Raw genomic sequence first — 15,554 nt, 5'->3', positions numbered from 1 at the left:
CAGCGGTCGCCGTGGCGCCGTTGCCGCACATCTGCTACAACGGCGCCGCACAGGGCCTTTGCGAACGAGGGGAATCATGGTCAAGCTCACTGGCGGTCTGGCGATGCTCGCCGCGATCGCGTTCGGCGCGCCGGCGGCCGCGCAGGCGGGCGACAGCCTGCTGATCAACCGCGTGCAGCAGGAACAGGGCATGAACCTGCCCACCCGCGGCATGACCATGGCGCAGGTGGAAAAGCGCTATGGCGCGCCAGAGCGCAAGCTTCAGCCGCGCGGTGGCGACAGCCAGAAGCACCCGGTAATCAACCGCTGGGACTACAAGACCTTCATCGTGTATTTCGAGCACGATCACGTGATCCATTCGGTGCTCAATACACCGGCCGGCAACAACCACGATCCCGCGTCTGCGCAGTAAGCCCCTGCAGCACACGACAACGGATCCCCGCGATGGCGAGGGTCCGTTTTTGTTTGGGCCTCATCGCCCGGTGTCGCCCGCTCGACTACACTCCGCCGCTTTCCGACTTCAAGCGAGCGCGCGATGACCTCCTCTCCCAACCTGCGCCTGCCAGCCGAATGGGAACCGCAGGATGCGGTGCTGATCGCCTGGCCGCACGAAGGCACCGACTGGGCCGCGCGCCTGGCCGAGGTGGAGACCACCTATACCGCGCTGGCCGCTGCGGTCACCCGCTTCCAGCCGCTGGTCGTGATCGTTGCCGACGAGGGCGTGCGCGCGACCGCCGAACGCGCACTCCGTGGCGCGGGCGTTGACCTGGAGCGCGTGCGCTTCGTCGAACTTTCCTACGACGACACCTGGTTGCGCGACTCCGGACCGATCACGCTGGTCTCCGCGCAGGGCTTCCAGCTCACCGATTTCCGCTTCACCGGCTGGGGCGGCAAGTTCGGCGCCGAACAGGACGACGCGCTGGTCGCCGGCCTGGTCGCCGCCGGCGTGTTCGGCCCGGCCGCACACGAGCGCGTGGATTGGGCGCTGGAAGGTGGTGGCATCGAGAGCGATGGCGGCAGCACCGTGCTGACCACCTGGCGCTGCCTGCACCAGCGCCATCCGGAGCAGTCGCGCGAGGCGATGGAGGCGATCCTGCGCGAAAGCCTGCATGCCCCGCGCGTGGTGTGGCTGGACCATGGCTACCTCGAAGGCGACGACACCGACGCCCACATCGACACCCTCGCCCGCTTTGCGCCGGGCCAGCGCATCGTGTTCCAGGCCTGCGACGATCCGGCGGATCCGCATCACCAGGAACTGGGCCGAATGGCCGCCGAGCTCGCTTCGCTGCGCACGCCCGAGGGCAAGCCCTACCGCCTTTCGCCGCTACCCTGGGCGCATCCCATCATGGACGAGGGCCGCCGGCTGGCCGCCTCCTACGCCAACTACCTGGTCATCAACGGCGCCGTGCTGGTGCCCGCCTACGGCGACGCGTCCGACGACGAGGCCGCCCGCATCATCGGCGCCGCCTATCCCGGTCGCGAGGTCGTGCAGGTGCCGTGCCGTCCGCTGATCTGGCAGAACGGCAGCCTGCACTGCATCACCATGCAGCTGCCGGCCGGCTTGCTGGGCTGAACACACGCCGCCCGGCAACACTTTGGCGACAACCGCGACACCCTGCTCCGCTAAACTGCCTGTCTCGACTCAGGGCAAGAGACAGGCATGACCGGCAAGACACTCAAGGTGGCACTGCTGCAGGAAATCAACCGCGGCAACCGCGACGCGAACCTCGACGCGATCGAGGCCGGCCTGCGCGAAGCCGCCGCGGCCGGCGCGCGACTTGTGCTGCTGCAGGAGCTGCACAACGGCCCGTACTTCTGCCAGCGCGAATGTGTGGACGAGTTCGAACTGGCCGAAACCATCCCTGGGCCCGGCACCGAGCGCATCGGCAAGCTGGCGGAGGAACTCAAGCTCGTCGTGGTCGCCTCGATCTTTGAGAAGCGCGCTACGGGCCTGTATCACAACACCGCCGTGGTCTTCGATCGGTCCGCGGCGATCGCGGGCAAGTACCGCAAGATGCACATCCCGGACGATCCGGCGTTCTACGAGAAGTTCTACTTCACGCCGGGCGACATGGGCTTCGAGCCCATCGATACTTCGGTCGGTCGCCTGGGCGTATTGGTGTGCTGGGACCAGTGGTATCCGGAGGCCGCGCGGATGATGGCGCTGGCCGGCGCGCAGATGCTGCTCTATCCGACGGCGATCGGCTGGGATCCGAACGACGAACAGGCCGAGAAGGATCGCCAGCGCGAGGCCTGGGTCACCGTGCAACGCGGCCACGCGATCGCCAACGGGTTGCCTTTGCTCGCCTGCAACCGCACCGGTTACGAACCCGACCCCTCTGGCGTGGGCGCGGGCATCCAGTTCTGGGGCACCAGTTTCGTGGCCGGGCCGCAGGGCGAGTTCCTGGCCAAGGCGGGCACCGACGGGCGCGAGCTGCTGCTGGTCGACATCGACCTGGAGCGCAGCGAGCACGTGCGGCGGATCTGGCCGTTCCTGCGCGACCGGCGCATCGATGCGTACGGCGATCTCCTCAAACGCTATCGGGATTGAAAACGGTGGGCGCAAGCCCACCCTACGAACACCCCTGTAGGGTGGGCTTGCGCCCACCACCCGCATCCCGGACACCGCATGACCCTTCCCGATTCCGACGTCGCCTTGCCCAACGCCCTGCTCGACCAGCCGCTGGAGCGCGTCACCCGTGATGGCGTGGAATACGTCGTGCTGGGCACGGCGCATGTCTCCCGCGCCAGCGTGGCGGCGGTCGAGGCGCTGGTGGCCAACGAATCATTCGACGCGATCGCGGTCGAGCTGTGCCCGAGCCGCGCCGAAGGCATGCGCAACCCGGATGCGTTCAAGCAAATGGACCTTTTCCAGGTGATCCGCCAGGGCAAGGTCGGCATGGTGGCGGCAAGCCTGGTGCTGTCGTCCTTCCAGCAACGGCTGGCCGCGCAGTACGGCATCCAGCCTGGTGCCGAGATGAAGGCGGCGATGGACGGCGCCGAGCGCGCCAACCTGCCGGTCTGGCTGATCGACCGCGAGGTCGGCACCACGCTCAAGCGCGCCTGGCGCAGCGTCGGCACGTGGGCGCGCTTCGGCCTGGCCGGCGGCCTGGTCGCCAGCGTGTTCGAGCGCGAGCAGGTCGACGAGAAGGAGATTGAAAAGCTCAAGGAGGGCGACCTGCTGGAGAGCGCGTTCGGCGAGTTCGCGCAGAACTCGGCCCCGCTCTACAACAGCCTGATCGGCGAACGCGACGAATACATGGCCGCCCGCCTGCGCGAGCAGGCGCAGGGCGCGCCGGCCGTGCGCCGCGTGCTGGTAGTGATCGGTGCCGGCCACCTCAAGGGCCTGTGTGGCTACCTGCGCGAGCAGCGGGAGCCGCCAGCTGGACGCATCGTCGAGCTGGCGCAACTACCGCCCAAGGCGCGCTGGCCCAAATGGCTCGCGCTGGGCCTGGTGCTGCTGGTGTTCGCGGCGATCGCCTATGCGTTCCATCGCAACCCCTCGCTCGGCGCGCTGGCACTGCGCAACTGGGTGCTGTTCACCGGCGGCTGCGCCGCACTGGGCGCACTGGCGGCGGGCGGGCATCCGCTGAGCATCCTTGCGGCCTTCATCGCCGCGCCGATCAAGCCATTCCGGCCCGGCATTCCGGCTGGCGGCATCAGCGCGATGGCCGAGGCCTGGATCCGCCGTCCTCGCGTGGCCGATTTCGAAACGTTGCGCGACGACATCGCCGACTGGAAGGGCTGGTGGAAGAACCGCGTGGCGCGCACGCTGCTCAACTTCATCCTGGTAAGCGCAGGCACGGTGATCGGCGAATACGCCGCCGGCATCCAGATCGTCAAGAGCCTGTTCTGAGAGTGCGCCCGCGGGCGCCTGTCGGGGCGCCTGATTTCGATCAGGCCGATGCGTCAAGTTGTCCGTCGCCTGACGCAGACACTATACTTCCGCGACTTTGTACCCCAAGCGTGGGAATGACTCGATGATTCGACTGCAACTGCTCGGCCTGACCGTGGCCGCAGCCCTCCTCGCCGCCGGCAACGCACATGCCGCGGGCGACAAGGCCAACGGCCGCAAGCTGGTCTATACCTGCAACGGTTGCCACGGTGTCGATGGCTACACCAACGCCTACCCGGACTACCCCGTGCCGAAGATCGCCGGGCAGAACGAGCAGTACATCATCAACGCGCTGCATGGCTACAAGGCCGGCGACCGCACGCATCCGACCATGATGGCGCAGGCACAGAGTCTGTCCGACCAGGACATCGACGACATCGCCGCCTATCTTTCCAGCCTCGCCAAGTAAGTCTCGAAGGAATCCCGCATGAAGCGTGCGCTCACCCTGCTCATCTTCGGCGCCGTGCTGGCGTTGTCCTCCACCGCGCTGCTGGCCGAAGGCACGGCCGCCGACGGCAAGACCAAGGCTGCGGCCTGTTTTGCCTGCCACGGCGCCGACGGCAACGCGGTCGACCCGCAGTACCCGCGCCTGGCCGGCCAGTACAACATGTACCTGCAGCAGGCGCTGCACGAATACAAGGACGGCCGGCGCAGCAACCCGATCATGAAGGGCTTCGTCGCCACCCTGTCCGACCAGGACATCGAGGACGTCGCCGCCTACTTTTCCAGCCTGCCGACCAAGCTGCACACGCTGGACGGGCATATCCAGGGCGACAAGTAAGACCCGCTCCAATCAGGCAATAGCAAAAGGCCCGCTGCAGCGGGCCTTTTTCGTTTGCTCCCTCTTCCTGCGCGGAGAGGTTGGGGGTGAGGGCCAAGGCTGACGGGGAACCCTGCAGGAGCGCACCTGTGCGCGCCCGCCATGCACACTCCAGCCGTGCGGTCGCCGCGCAGGTGGCTCCCGCAACGACGCACGCTCACCCCATTGCCGAGCTGCCGGCCTTTTCCTTGTAATAGGGATTGCGCCCGCCAGCGTGGTCGGTCGCATCGCGCACCGCGGTAATCTCCGGCACTCGCTCGCGCAGCGTCTTCTCCACGCCGTTCTTGAGCGTCACGTCCACCATGCTGCAGCCGTGGCAGCCGCCACCGAACTGGAGCAGCACGGCACCGTCCGAGGTCACTTCGAGCAAGCTCACACGCCCGCCATGCGAGGCGATCCGCGGATTGATCTCCGCCTCCAGCACGTAACGCACCCGCTCGATCAGGCCCGCGTCCGCGCCGGGAACCTCGCCCTTGATCCGCGGCGCGCGGATGTTGAGCTGGCCGCCAGTCGGATTGGGTTCGTAGTCGATGCTCGCGCCATCCAGCCAGCGCGCGCTATCGCCTTCCAGGTAGAAATTGAAGCCTTCGCACTCAACCAGCCACTCGTTGCCGGCCAAGTCGCGTGGCTCGCAAAATTCCAGCTCGCAGTTGGCCGCCGGCGTGCCCGGCTCGGTCACGCGCAACAGGATGCCAAACCCATCGCCCTGCTGCGCGAGCAGGCGCCGGAAATGCTGTTGTGCGCGGTCGGAAATATCGATCATCTGGGCGAACTCTCCAGCGCCGGCGGGGACGTCCGGCGAAAGAGCACCATTTTAGTCCTGTTTCACGCAAAAGTCCGGCCATCCGCTCTTCGCAGGGGCTCACTCGTGCGCGATGCGTTGGCGTTCGCACCGGGCTGTTTTGACTTTTTCCGGTGCAACTCGGACGCTTCGCCTTTTCCATGGCCGGAGTCCGCAATGAACCGCAACGATCTCTCCAACCAGCACTGCCAGCCGCGCAAGGGCAAGGAACACGCGATCGCACCAAACCATGTGCAGGAACTGCTGGCGCAACTACCCGGCTGGGAGCTGGCCAACGACGGCAAGGCCATCGTCAAGGACTTCCGTTTCGAGGACTTCCACCGCACCTTGGGTTTCATCAACGCGGTCGGCTTCATGGCCAACCGTGAGGACCACCACCCCGACCTCGAGGCCGGTTACGGGCATTGCCAGGTGCTGTGGTCGACGCACGACGTGGGCGGTCTTTCACTCAACGATTTTGTTTGCGCGGCCCGGGTCGAGGCGCTGCTGGCCTGAGCCAGCGGTTGCTTTTCCCTTTGTCGCCAAGGGCATCGAGGAAATTCTTCAAGTCGTCCGGTAAAGGTGCGGAGAAGCCATAGGCGCGCCCCTCCAACTCGAATCCCATATGCGCGGCATGAAGGAACAGCCGCTGCAGACCCTTTTCGCGGAAGCGCTTGTTGGCCTCGCGATCGCCGTATTTGGTATCCCCGGCCAACGGATGGCCGATGTGGGCGGCATGCACGCGAATCTGGTGGGTGCGCCCAGTGCCCAGCGTCGCCTGCATCAGGCGGGCGCCCGTGAGCTGCTCCATCTCACGGAAAAAAGTCAATGATGGCTTGCCGTTATCGGACACTCTTACCATTCGTTCTCCGCCTTGGAGCACCGATTTCAGCAGGGGCGCGTTGACGTCGAAACGCGCCTTGGGCGGGTGGCCGACCATCAGGCAGAGGTATTGCTTGGTGACCTCGCCGGCGCGGATCGCCGCTTGCAGCCCGGTAAGCCCGGCCCGGGTCTTGGCGAACACCAGCACGCCGCTGGTATCCCGGTCGAGACGGTGAACCAGCTCCAAGTGCTGGTCCGGGCGTGCGGCGCGCAGCAGTTCGATGGCACCGTGGCTCACGCCGGAACCGCCGTGACTGGCAATCCCGGAGGGTTTGTCGATCGCCAGGAAGTGCTTGTCCTCGAAAATGACCGCTTCGGCGACCGCGGCCACCATGTCGGCGGACGGCCCGCGGTCGGGCGCCTTCTCGGCCGTGCGCACAGGCGGGATGCGCAGCGTATCGCCAGCGCTGAGACGGGTGTCCGGCTTGGCCCGCTTGCCGTTCACTCGCACCTGCCCTGTCCGCAGCAGGCGGTAGATCATGCTCTTGGGCACGCCTTTGAGCAGGGTCACCAAGGCATTGTCGATCCGCTGGCCGTCGCGCTCGGGGCCGATATCGACTTGACGCACACCTTGAGGTGCGTCATGGGAAGTTACCGTCTGCATTGAAAAAAACCTGGGGTAATAGGATACTCGGCGGGCGCTTTATGTCCCTCTATCGAGCTCGATTTGGTGGGGGACGCCCGTCCGCGACGTCGGCGAGGATTGCGCCGGTGGCCACCCCGGCAGCCGGCCGTAAACTCCCTTTCATCGTAACGGTTCGGGGTGTCGTTGTCCGCCGCCAGGGGGTAGCGAGACGGCAGGAGCGCGTGCCCGAATCACCCCGGCGTCGGACGATGCCGGTTTTATTTGCCGCCACCCGCAGCGGCGCGATCCCGGCAGGCAGCCCATCTAGGCGCCACCGTGGCACGCGACGCGCGGCCAGGCCGAAGGAAGATAACTACAATGAAACGCATGTTGATCAACGCAACTCAGCGTGAAGAGTTGCGCGTGGCCATTGTCGATGGCCAGACCTTGTACGACCTCGATATCGAGATCCCCTCCCGCGAGCAGAAAAAGGCCAATATCTACAAGGGCCGCATCACCCGCGTCGAGCAATCGCTCGAAGCCTGTTTCGTCGATTACGGCGCCGAGCGCCACGGCTTCCTTCCGCTGAAGGAAATCGCCGACCAGTACTTCACTCCGGGCCTGAACCCGAACAAGTCCAGCATCCGCGAGCTGCTCAAGGAAGGCCAGGAACTGGTCGTCCAGGTCGAGAAGGAAGAGCGCGGCAACAAGGGTGCGGCGCTGACGACGTTCATCTCCCTGGCCGGCCGCTACATGGTGCTGATGCCGAACAACCCCAAGGCCGGCGGCGTCTCGCGCCGGATCGAGGGCGAGGACCGGCAGGCGCTGAAGGAAGCGCTCGACCATCTGACCGTCCCCGATGACGTCGGCCTGATCGTGCGCACCGCCGGCATGGGCCGCGATGCCGAAGAGCTGCAGTGGGACCTGGACTACCTGCTGACCCTGTGGCGCTCGATTTCCGAGGCCGCGGCCAAGCAGAAGGCCCCGTTCCTGATCTACCAGGAATCCAAGCTATTCATCCGCGCCCTGCGCGACTACCTGCGCACCGACATCGGCGAGATCCTCATCGACGAGGAATCGCTGTACAACGACGCGCGCGAGTTCATGCAGCAGGTCATGCCGACCTCCCTGCGCAAGCTCAAGCTGTACAAGGATGACACCCCGCTCTTCTCGCGCTACCAGATCGAAACCCAGATCGAGAGCGCGTTCGACCGCCAGGTGCGTCTGCCCTCGGGCGGCTCGATCGTGATCGACCAGACCGAGGCGCTGACCGCGATCGACATCAACTCCTCCAAGGCCACCAAGGGCTCGGACATCGAGGAGACCGCGTTCAACACCAACGTCGAGGCGGCGGTCGAGATCGCCCGCCAGCTGCGTATCCGCGATGCCGGCGGCCTGATCGTCATCGACTTCATCGACATGGACAGCCCGCGCCACCAGCGCGAGGTCGAGGAAAAGCTCAAGGACGCGCTCAAGCTCGACCGCGCCCGTGTGCAGATCGGCCGGATCAGCCGCTTTGGCCTGCTGGAGATGTCGCGCCAGCGCCTGCGTCCGAGCCTGGGCGAGGCGACCCAGATCGTCTGCCCGCGTTGCGAGGGTCACGGCCACATCCGCGGCATCGAATCGCTCGCGCTCTCGACGCTGCGACTGATCGAAGAGCACGCCATGAAGGACAACACCGGCCAGGTGCTGGTGCAGGCCCCGCCGGCGGTGGCCAACTTCATGCTCAACGAGAAGCGCGCCAGCGTGGTCGAGATCGAGCTGCGCAACAAGGTGCACGTGGTCATCGTCGCCGACGACAGGCTCGAGACCCCGCACATCGAGATCCAGCGCATCCGTGAAGCGGACATGGGCGAACACAGCAAGCCCAGCTACGAGCGGCTGACCGCAGTCGAGGCCGCGCCGATCCCGAAGATGGGCCAGGCGCTGGGTAGTTCCGAACAGCCCGCGGTCAGTGGCATCGTGCCAGCCACCCCGGCGCCGGTGCGCGAGGAAGCCCCGGCTCCGGCGCCCGCGCCCGCCGCCGCGCAGCGTCCGCGTCCGGCAAGCGCCCCTGCCCCGCAGGGCGGCGTGATTTCGCGCTTGCTGGGATGGTTCCGCGGCACCGCCGAACCGGCACCCGTCGCAACCAGCGAACGCAAACGGACTGAGCAGCCGGCCGCCCGCCAGGGTCGTCGTGACGACCGCAACCGACCGCAGCAGCAGGGCCAGAACGGCCAGCGCCCGGGACGTCGCGACCAGGCCCAATCGCAGCAGCAACCGAAGGGCGGCGCGGGGAAGAACAACAACCCGCGCCAGCGTGGCAACGAGTCGGGTTCGCGCCAATCGCAGCAGCAGCCGGCCAAGGAGCAACAACCGCGCCAGCCCAAACCCGTCCCCGAGGTCTCCGCCAACAACGAGAACCAGGAGCCGCGCAAGCAGACGCCAGCCAGGCCGGAACGCGCCCCGCGTCCGCCACGGGCGGAGCAGCCGGCGGCAGCCTCCGCTCCGACGCCGGCCAGCGAGCCGGTCAAGGAGATCGAGGCACCGGTCGTGACCCAGGCCGACACCGGTATCGTCGCTCCGGAAGCCAAGCCCGAGTCGGAAGGCAGTCAGCCGCGTCGCCGCCGTGGTCGTCGTGGTGGCCGTCGCCGTCGCCGTCATGAGGATGGCACGGTCGCCCAGGATGGAGCGTCGGCACAGCTCGAAGAGCTGGATGACGAGGATCGCGAGGGTGGCGAATCCGAAGCGCCGGCGGGCCGGGCAGATCAGGCGCCGTCGAGTGCACCGGTAGCTGCGGCCGTCACTGCCGCCGTGACCGCTGGCCTGACCCAGCAGTCGATCCAGGTCGAGACCGATGCCATGCCGGCGGTCACATCGCGGGTCGAGTTCCAGCGAGGCGAATCCGCGGTGCCGGAGGCGGTCACTCCCGCGCCGACGCCCACTGCATTCAACCTGCCCCCGCTTCCGCCGATCCCGGCGGCGACCGAGGTCGAGGAGTCCGCACCTGCGCCGGCTGCTCCCGCGGCAGCGGCGCCGGTCCAGGAATCCGTGCCGGAGGCCCCGCTGGCCATTTCCGCACCGGAACCGGTGCAGGATTCGCCCGCAACGCCGGTCGCGGCCGCCGAACCCACGACGGAGGCGGAAACGTCAGCTCGCGTGGAAGCCGAACAACAGCCGGCTCCGCCCGAAGCTGCCGCTACGGCACCGCTGCCGAAGCAGGGCGATCTGCTTGGTCAGGCAACACCGCGCGCGACGGTCGTCCCGCCCACGGAAGCCCCGCATGAGCCGGCACCGTCACATGACCAGCATCCGCCCAGGGATGCTGCGCAGGGCTGAGACCCCGCCGAACCTGGAGCAAGAAAAAAAGCCGGACGCAAGTCCGGCTTTTTTTCGTCCCCGGCCAGAGCGAACGTCGATTGCAAGAGCGCAGCTGCGACCGGACATGATGGTCGCGCGCAGATGCTCTCCCGCAATCAGTCTGGAATGGCCGTGCCTGCCTGCCGGTAGCCGTGCGCGCAGGCCTCAGCCCACCTGCAGGCCTCAGCCCACCTGGTTGGGTGCGTCCAGCAGGCCGTGCACCGTCATCAGGTGCGCCAGGCCGATCACGTGCTCCACCTGCAGCTTCTCCATCAGCCGCTGCTTGTAGGTGGACACGGTCTTCGGGCTGAGGTTGAGCTGGTCGCCGATCACCGTCAACGGCTTGCCGCGAACCAGCATCATGGCGACCTCCAGCTCGCGACTGGACAGCGCGTCGAACGGCGAGCCGCTGTTGCCGTCGAGCGTGGCCAGCGCCAGTTGTTGCGCGACCGCCGGCGCCAGGTAACGCCGCCCACTGGCCACCTGGCGTACCGCCACCAGCAATTCGTCGGCCGAGCAACCCTTGGTGAGATATCCCAGCGCGCCGGCGTCGAGCAGCCGCTTGGGAAAGCGCGCGTCGTCGACCACGGTGATGATGATGATGTGAGTGTTGAGCTTTGCGCGGATGACCCGCTCGGTCAGCTCAATGCCGCTCATGCCCGGCATGTGTACGTCGACCAGCGCCACGTCCGGCGCCAGCGTGCGGATAAGCCGCAACCCCTCTTCCGCCGTCCCTGCCTCGCCCTTGATGCGTACGTCCGGCTGCTGCTGCAGGATCATGCGAAAGCCGGTACGTACCAGTTCGTGATCGTCCACGAGCACGATGTTGATCACTTCAAGCCCTCCTTGGGAATAGTCAACGAAAAGTAGGCGGGCGCTCTCCGCAATGCAAGCATTCACGCGCCACGCAAACAAAAAACCCGCCTTACGGCGGGTCTCTCGGGAAACGCACGAATCGTCCGCTTCCGATGTTGGTGCCAAGGGGAGACCCGAGCATCATTGTACGTCATTGATTGATATAAGCTTTTATGGCATCCAGCTCGTTATATACCCAGTTTTGTACCCAACTTCGAGCCATTGCTTAAGACTGTTGGCCATCACACGCGCAACGTCTCACAGAGTCTATGTGAGTCTCCAAGTGGGCATCGAACCACAGCAGAAGAGCTACCCGCGACGGGCTCACAGCGGGGCTCAGGACGCCGCCAAACAGGCGCGCCGTTGCCTCTTGCCTTACCGCGTTGGATACATCGGTCGTGAATACCCAATGCGACGCCGAGCGGCTCGGCCCCTACGCTGCCCGCCGCCCTCAATCTGGTTAAAATGGGCCGGCGAGCATGGGACCGTTCAGTTAGTGTTTTGAGCGCCCGACCACGCCCTCAATGTGGCAACCAACGGTGTGGTACACCCGCAGAAAAGAAGGAGGCGCCAATGTCCAATAAGCATCTGCTTGCGCTCCTTAATTCGCACATTGAGGGCGACGAAGAGCAGTTTTTGTCTATCGTCCTCCAAGCGGCCGCTCAGGAGGCTCGCCAGGGGCGTGTGGACGAAGCGGAAAAACTCAAGCGCCTGGTGCAAAGGGCACGGGACCAGCAACGAAATGGCCGACCGGCCAGTGGTCAAACGCCGATTCCGCTGGCTCGCCCGCGAGGTGAGCTGCAGGGACTGATCGAGAGCGCGTACCCCAAGGTTACGCTTTCGAGCATGGTGCTCTCTGATGAGGTGCTGGACCGGCTGGTTCGCGTGGTCAATCAGCAAAAGCAGCGCGCCATGCTCAGGGACCACGGGCAGACGCCGACCACGCATATGCTGCTGGTCGGTCCTCCGGGCACCGGCAAGACGATGACCGCCGCCGCACTGGCAGGCGAGTTGCACCTACCGTTGTTCACGGTTCGACTTGAATCACTATTTAGCCGATTCTTGGGTGAAACCGCCGGAAAACTCCGGTTGATCTTTGACCAGATGGCGCAGACGCGCGGCGTCTATCTGTTTGACGAGTTCGACGCGATAGGCGCACGCCGCGGTGACCCGAATGATGTCGGCGAGATCCGACGCGTCCTTAATTCCGTGCTCGCCTTCATGGAAGAGCCGAACAGCACGGACAGCCTCGTTCTTGCGGCCACGAACCACGTGGAAATACTGGATGAAGCCCTCGCACGCCGATTTGACGACGTGATCGGGTACGAACTTCCCGACCGAGCTGCGGCACTCGCGATCATCGAACGTCGACTGGGCAAGTTAAAGCCAAGTACGCGCTCCTGGTCCTCGATTACGCCTGCCCTCGGCGGACTGAGCCAGGGCGAGCTTGTTCGCGCTGCTGACGCGGTGGTTAAGGACGCCATCCTCGAAGGATCGCCAAAGATCTCGGCCACAGCCCTCAAGCAAGCGCTTGAGAATCGCCAAACATTGAAGAATAGGTTCCGCCGTCATACACACAGCTAGGAGGCGTTGGCGTGAAGAGGACAGGGTCGTTCGGAACTAGGCTGGCATGACAGAACCCGAGGATTTTGGGGCGCGCGATCGCCAGCACCTTTCGATCAACGCGTTTCGTGAGAGAGCACAATACGAGTTCCCTTCGCGACAGATGCGGCGCAGGCCGCTTCGCGACGATTACGCTGCGCACGCCAACGCGTTGCTTGATCAGCTAACCCGGGCATTTGGCGATATCCCTGCTCTCACGGACGACCCCCGCCTTCATGTGGATGGGCTAAAGCCGGGCACGATGGTCGAACTGACGACTCTACCGCCTGCGGCAGGATCCCGGTCGAAGGCGGTGAAGATCCCGGCGAACCTGGACTTCCCCACCCAACAGATTGCTGTGCTTCGTACGGATCGCCGAGACGACGGGTCAGAAGGTGCGGTCCTGTTCGTGCCCGACGATGCACGCGCCTTTCTTCAGCAGCGCATTGTCGCCTACGGCAACGACCCGGGCGAGGCGGCCAGGACCGATCTCGAACGTTTCGAGGCCATCGAAACGATTGCAGCGGCGCCCATCACCTCCTTGTTTGTCGGCCACGTCGATTTCAGCGATACCACCATCGCCTGGTGGGAACTCTGGCTCCCTGGTGGCCACGACCGCGCGGCGCGCATGGGGACACTCGCGCGAGACGCCAACTTGGACGTTCACTCCGACCAACTCGTTTTTCCCGAGACAACCGTCGTCTTTATTCACGCCTCGGCAGGAAATATCGCCGCGTTTGCGGAGCGTTTGCCTGGCGCCGTCACCGAGATTCGTCCGGCAACGGGCAGTATCGAGCCCTTCCTTGATCATTCAACCGAAGGCACAGAACCGGCCGACTGGATCGCGGAGCTCGCTCGGCGTGTGGTGCCGCCGCCTCACGATGCTCCCGTTGTTTGCGCACTGGACACCGGTGTGGCCGGCGCTCACCCACTCGTACAACCGGGTCTCCGAGGCGCATGGGCTTATGACGCCGCTTGGGGAACCGACGACCATGATCCCGATGGCGGCCACGGAACGGCGATTGCGGGGCTGGCCCTTTATGGCGACCTCGAACCTCACATGAACACGACAGGCCCCGTGGTCCTCAGCCATGGGGTGGAATCCATGAAGCTGCTTCCACCTCATGGATTTCCCGCCACAAAACCTCCGAGCTACGGCGTCGTGACTCAAGGCGCCGTGGCACTTGTGGAAGCTGAACAACCGGGTGCCAGGCGATCTTTCTGCCTCGCCACATCCGCCACCGACTTCTCGCCTGCTAGGCCATCCAGCTGGAGCGGCGCGCTCGATCAGATTGCGGCAGGCTCCCTGCCCGGTGACGTGGCTGAAGATGTTTCGTCAAGCCAATCGCCCAAACGGCTGCTCCTCGTTGCAACGGGAAATGTCGGTGGCGGCATGTTGGTGGACGTCATGGCATCACAGCCCATCGAAGATCCATCGCAGAGCTGGAATGCCCTGACCATTGGTGGTTTCACGCGCAAAGAGCAAGTCCCTACCCCGCCGCCGACCTACCGGCCAGTGGTGCCGGCGAACCACCGCAGCCCCTATAGTCGCGGCTCTCAAGCACTACCCGACGACTTGACCCCGATTAAACCGGAAGTCTTGTTCGAAGCCGGCAACATGGTCTCGGACAACACTGGCTTCTGCGCATGGCACCCGGCCGTTTCGCTGCTTGCACCTGGCTCGGATGTGACTAACGAGCCGCTCGTTCCGTTTTGGGCGACGAGCGCCGCAGCCGGTATGGCAGCACACTTCATCGGTCGCCTGCATGCGGCCCATCCCGATCTATGGCCGGAAACCCTGCGCGCTTTGACCGTGGATGCCGCCGCATGGCCGCAGCCCATTCGCAAACAATTGATCGGCACGGGCGCGCATTGGAAAACGGGAACGAAGCGTCAAAAGCAGAAGATTCTTCGCGAAGTCGGCTACGGCGTCCCCGATATTGAGCGGGCGATGTGGTCAGCTCGCAACGACATGAGCATGATCGCTCAAGCAGAGATTCAACCGTTCGCCGTCAGCGCGGATGGTCGCTCCGCCGTGTACAACGAGATGCACTTCTATGACTTACCTTGGCCAAGGCAAGCCTTAGAACAACTGGAGAATGAGGTCGTCACCATGAAGGTGACACTCTCCTACTTTATCGAACCCAACCTCACCGGCAAGGCCGCGACACGCCCCAACACCTATCGCTCGTTCGGCCTGCGATTCGCGATGAAGAAGCGTACCGAAACGGATGCCGCGTTTCGGGCACGCGTCAATGCAGCCCAAGAGCGCGATGAATCCACGAGCGAAGGTGAATCGGATTTCTGGCTGCTCGGATCCAAGGCCATACAGGCAGGATCCCTTCACAGCGACCTCTGGCGTGGTCATGCGATCGACCTGGCCGGTCACGATGCGATTGCAATCTACCCCGTCGGAGGCTGGTGGAAATCACACATTGGCCAGCGCCGCATGGAAGACAAGGGTCGCTATTCGCTGATCATTTCGATTTCTGCCCCGGGGTTGGCCATCGATCTCCACACGGAAGTAGCCAACCTCGTGACCACCAAGGAGATTGCGATCGACCTTGGTTGAGTGTGGCATCACCCACCAGCCACCGCCCTCTAGCCAAGACGCTCCGTGCGCACGCCTTTTTCCAAGCCACCCATCTGATACGAGCTCTCGCGCATCAAGGACATTAAGATCAATGATTTATAGAAAATCAGCGACAGATCTAGGCAGCGACCGAGCGACGAACGTTGGCCCACGAATTCATGCGAGGCCAACGCCAATAGGGTTGGAGAAAGCCCTGTCGGGACCGCCACGTGATCGAAACAC

The 15,554-nt window shown here is 64.9% G+C and carries 13 protein-coding genes; 10 read left to right on the top strand and 3 right to left on the bottom strand.

Annotated features, from left to right (window positions below):
- The first annotated feature begins 76 nt into the window (after positions 1 to 76).
- The 6 genes from ACFWZ4_RS00395 (at position 77) to ACFWZ4_RS00370 (ending at position 4,676) form a co-directional block, all read left to right on the top strand.
- Positions 77 to 412 carry a hypothetical protein gene (locus ACFWZ4_RS00395; RefSeq protein WP_439702794.1) on the top strand — a complete coding sequence of 112 codons (336 nt, stop codon included), beginning with the start codon at positions 77 to 79 and terminating at the stop codon, positions 410 to 412.
- A gap of 123 nt (positions 413 to 535) precedes the next feature.
- Complete coding sequence (locus tag ACFWZ4_RS00390) at positions 536 to 1,573, top strand: agmatine deiminase family protein (RefSeq protein WP_439702793.1); 1,038 nt, start codon at positions 536 to 538, stop codon at positions 1,571 to 1,573.
- Between the two features lie 87 nt (positions 1,574 to 1,660).
- On the top strand, positions 1,661 to 2,551 hold the full coding sequence (locus ACFWZ4_RS00385; protein WP_439702792.1) for a carbon-nitrogen hydrolase: 891 nt from the start codon (positions 1,661 to 1,663) through the stop codon (positions 2,549 to 2,551).
- A gap of 78 nt (positions 2,552 to 2,629) precedes the next feature.
- The gene (locus ACFWZ4_RS00380; RefSeq protein ID WP_439702791.1) at positions 2,630 to 3,856 is read left to right on the top strand and encodes a TraB/GumN family protein; all 1,227 of its coding nucleotides are present in this window, start codon (positions 2,630 to 2,632) and stop codon (positions 3,854 to 3,856) included.
- Between the two features lie 124 nt (positions 3,857 to 3,980).
- Entirely contained in the window at positions 3,981 to 4,304 is a 324-nt protein-coding gene (locus ACFWZ4_RS00375) for a c-type cytochrome (RefSeq protein WP_439702790.1), read from the top strand.
- 18 nt (positions 4,305 to 4,322) lie between these two features.
- Positions 4,323 to 4,676, top strand: coding sequence for a c-type cytochrome (locus ACFWZ4_RS00370; protein WP_439702789.1), 354 nt, complete (start codon positions 4,323 to 4,325; stop codon positions 4,674 to 4,676).
- A 196-nt stretch (positions 4,677 to 4,872) separates the two neighbouring features.
- Here the strand turns inward: ACFWZ4_RS00370 and ACFWZ4_RS00365 are convergent, their stop codons facing one another.
- Positions 4,873 to 5,478 carry an NfuA family Fe-S biogenesis protein gene (locus ACFWZ4_RS00365; RefSeq protein WP_439702788.1) on the bottom strand — a complete coding sequence of 202 codons (606 nt, stop codon included), beginning with the start codon at positions 5,476 to 5,478 and terminating at the stop codon, positions 4,873 to 4,875.
- A 195-nt stretch (positions 5,479 to 5,673) separates the two neighbouring features.
- On the opposite strand from ACFWZ4_RS00365, the gene ACFWZ4_RS00360 reads away from it, so the two are divergent.
- Positions 5,674 to 6,012, top strand: a complete 339-nt coding sequence (locus tag ACFWZ4_RS00360) for a 4a-hydroxytetrahydrobiopterin dehydratase (protein WP_439702787.1) — start codon at positions 5,674 to 5,676, stop codon at positions 6,010 to 6,012.
- Here ACFWZ4_RS00360 and ACFWZ4_RS00355 read toward each other — a convergent pair.
- On the bottom strand, positions 5,966 to 6,982 hold the full coding sequence (locus ACFWZ4_RS00355; protein WP_439702786.1) for an RluA family pseudouridine synthase: 1,017 nt from the start codon (positions 6,980 to 6,982) through the stop codon (positions 5,966 to 5,968). The two genes, ACFWZ4_RS00360 and ACFWZ4_RS00355, sit on opposite strands and share 47 nt — an antisense overlap.
- 339 nt (positions 6,983 to 7,321) lie before the next feature.
- On the opposite strand from ACFWZ4_RS00355, the gene ACFWZ4_RS00350 reads away from it, so the two are divergent.
- Positions 7,322 to 10,261 carry an Rne/Rng family ribonuclease gene (locus tag ACFWZ4_RS00350; protein WP_439702785.1) on the top strand — a complete coding sequence of 980 codons (2,940 nt, stop codon included), beginning with the start codon at positions 7,322 to 7,324 and terminating at the stop codon, positions 10,259 to 10,261.
- 204 nt (positions 10,262 to 10,465) lie between these two features.
- Here the strand turns inward: ACFWZ4_RS00350 and ACFWZ4_RS00345 are convergent, their stop codons facing one another.
- Positions 10,466 to 11,116, bottom strand: a complete 651-nt coding sequence (locus ACFWZ4_RS00345; protein ID WP_231325814.1) for a response regulator — start codon at positions 11,114 to 11,116, stop codon at positions 10,466 to 10,468.
- Positions 11,117 to 11,710: 594 nt separating this feature from the next.
- Between ACFWZ4_RS00345 and ACFWZ4_RS00340 the strand changes: the two genes are divergently transcribed.
- Positions 11,711 to 12,721: an AAA family ATPase gene (locus ACFWZ4_RS00340; protein ID WP_439702784.1), complete on the top strand. Its 1,011-nt coding sequence runs from the start codon at positions 11,711 to 11,713 to the stop codon at positions 12,719 to 12,721.
- A 46-nt stretch (positions 12,722 to 12,767) separates the two neighbouring features.
- On the top strand, positions 12,768 to 15,311 hold the full coding sequence (locus ACFWZ4_RS00335; protein WP_439702783.1) for a S8 family serine peptidase: 2,544 nt from the start codon (positions 12,768 to 12,770) through the stop codon (positions 15,309 to 15,311).
- Positions 15,312 to 15,554 lie beyond the last annotated feature (243 nt).

Origin of the sequence: Frateuria sp. GZRe12 (assembly GCF_051900535.1) — a bacterium.
Classification (GTDB): Bacteria; Pseudomonadota; Gammaproteobacteria; order Xanthomonadales; family Rhodanobacteraceae; genus Frateuria_A.
This window is presented reverse-complemented; position numbering and strand designations above follow the sequence as displayed.

Excerpts from the sequence above, each read along its gene's own strand:
- ACFWZ4_RS00370 (WP_439702789.1), top strand. The coding sequence starts at position 4,323 with ATGAAGCGTGCGCTCACCCTGCTCATCTTCGGCGCCGTGCTGGCGTTG.
- ACFWZ4_RS00395 (WP_439702794.1), top strand. The coding sequence starts at position 77 with ATGGTCAAGCTCACTGGCGGTCTGGCGATGCTCGCCGCGATCGCGTTC.
- ACFWZ4_RS00390 (WP_439702793.1), top strand. The coding sequence starts at position 536 with ATGACCTCCTCTCCCAACCTGCGCCTGCCAGCCGAATGGGAACCGCAG.
- ACFWZ4_RS00355 (WP_439702786.1), bottom strand. The coding sequence starts at position 6,982 with ATGCAGACGGTAACTTCCCATGACGCACCTCAAGGTGTGCGTCAAGTC.
- ACFWZ4_RS00380 (WP_439702791.1), top strand. The coding sequence starts at position 2,630 with ATGACCCTTCCCGATTCCGACGTCGCCTTGCCCAACGCCCTGCTCGAC.
- ACFWZ4_RS00360 (WP_439702787.1), top strand. The coding sequence starts at position 5,674 with ATGAACCGCAACGATCTCTCCAACCAGCACTGCCAGCCGCGCAAGGGC.
- ACFWZ4_RS00385 (WP_439702792.1), top strand. The coding sequence starts at position 1,661 with ATGACCGGCAAGACACTCAAGGTGGCACTGCTGCAGGAAATCAACCGC.
- ACFWZ4_RS00375 (WP_439702790.1), top strand. The coding sequence starts at position 3,981 with ATGATTCGACTGCAACTGCTCGGCCTGACCGTGGCCGCAGCCCTCCTC.
- ACFWZ4_RS00335 (WP_439702783.1), top strand. The coding sequence starts at position 12,768 with ATGACAGAACCCGAGGATTTTGGGGCGCGCGATCGCCAGCACCTTTCG.
- ACFWZ4_RS00350 (WP_439702785.1), top strand. The coding sequence starts at position 7,322 with ATGAAACGCATGTTGATCAACGCAACTCAGCGTGAAGAGTTGCGCGTG.
- ACFWZ4_RS00365 (WP_439702788.1), bottom strand. The coding sequence starts at position 5,478 with ATGATCGATATTTCCGACCGCGCACAACAGCATTTCCGGCGCCTGCTC.
- ACFWZ4_RS00340 (WP_439702784.1), top strand. The coding sequence starts at position 11,711 with ATGTCCAATAAGCATCTGCTTGCGCTCCTTAATTCGCACATTGAGGGC.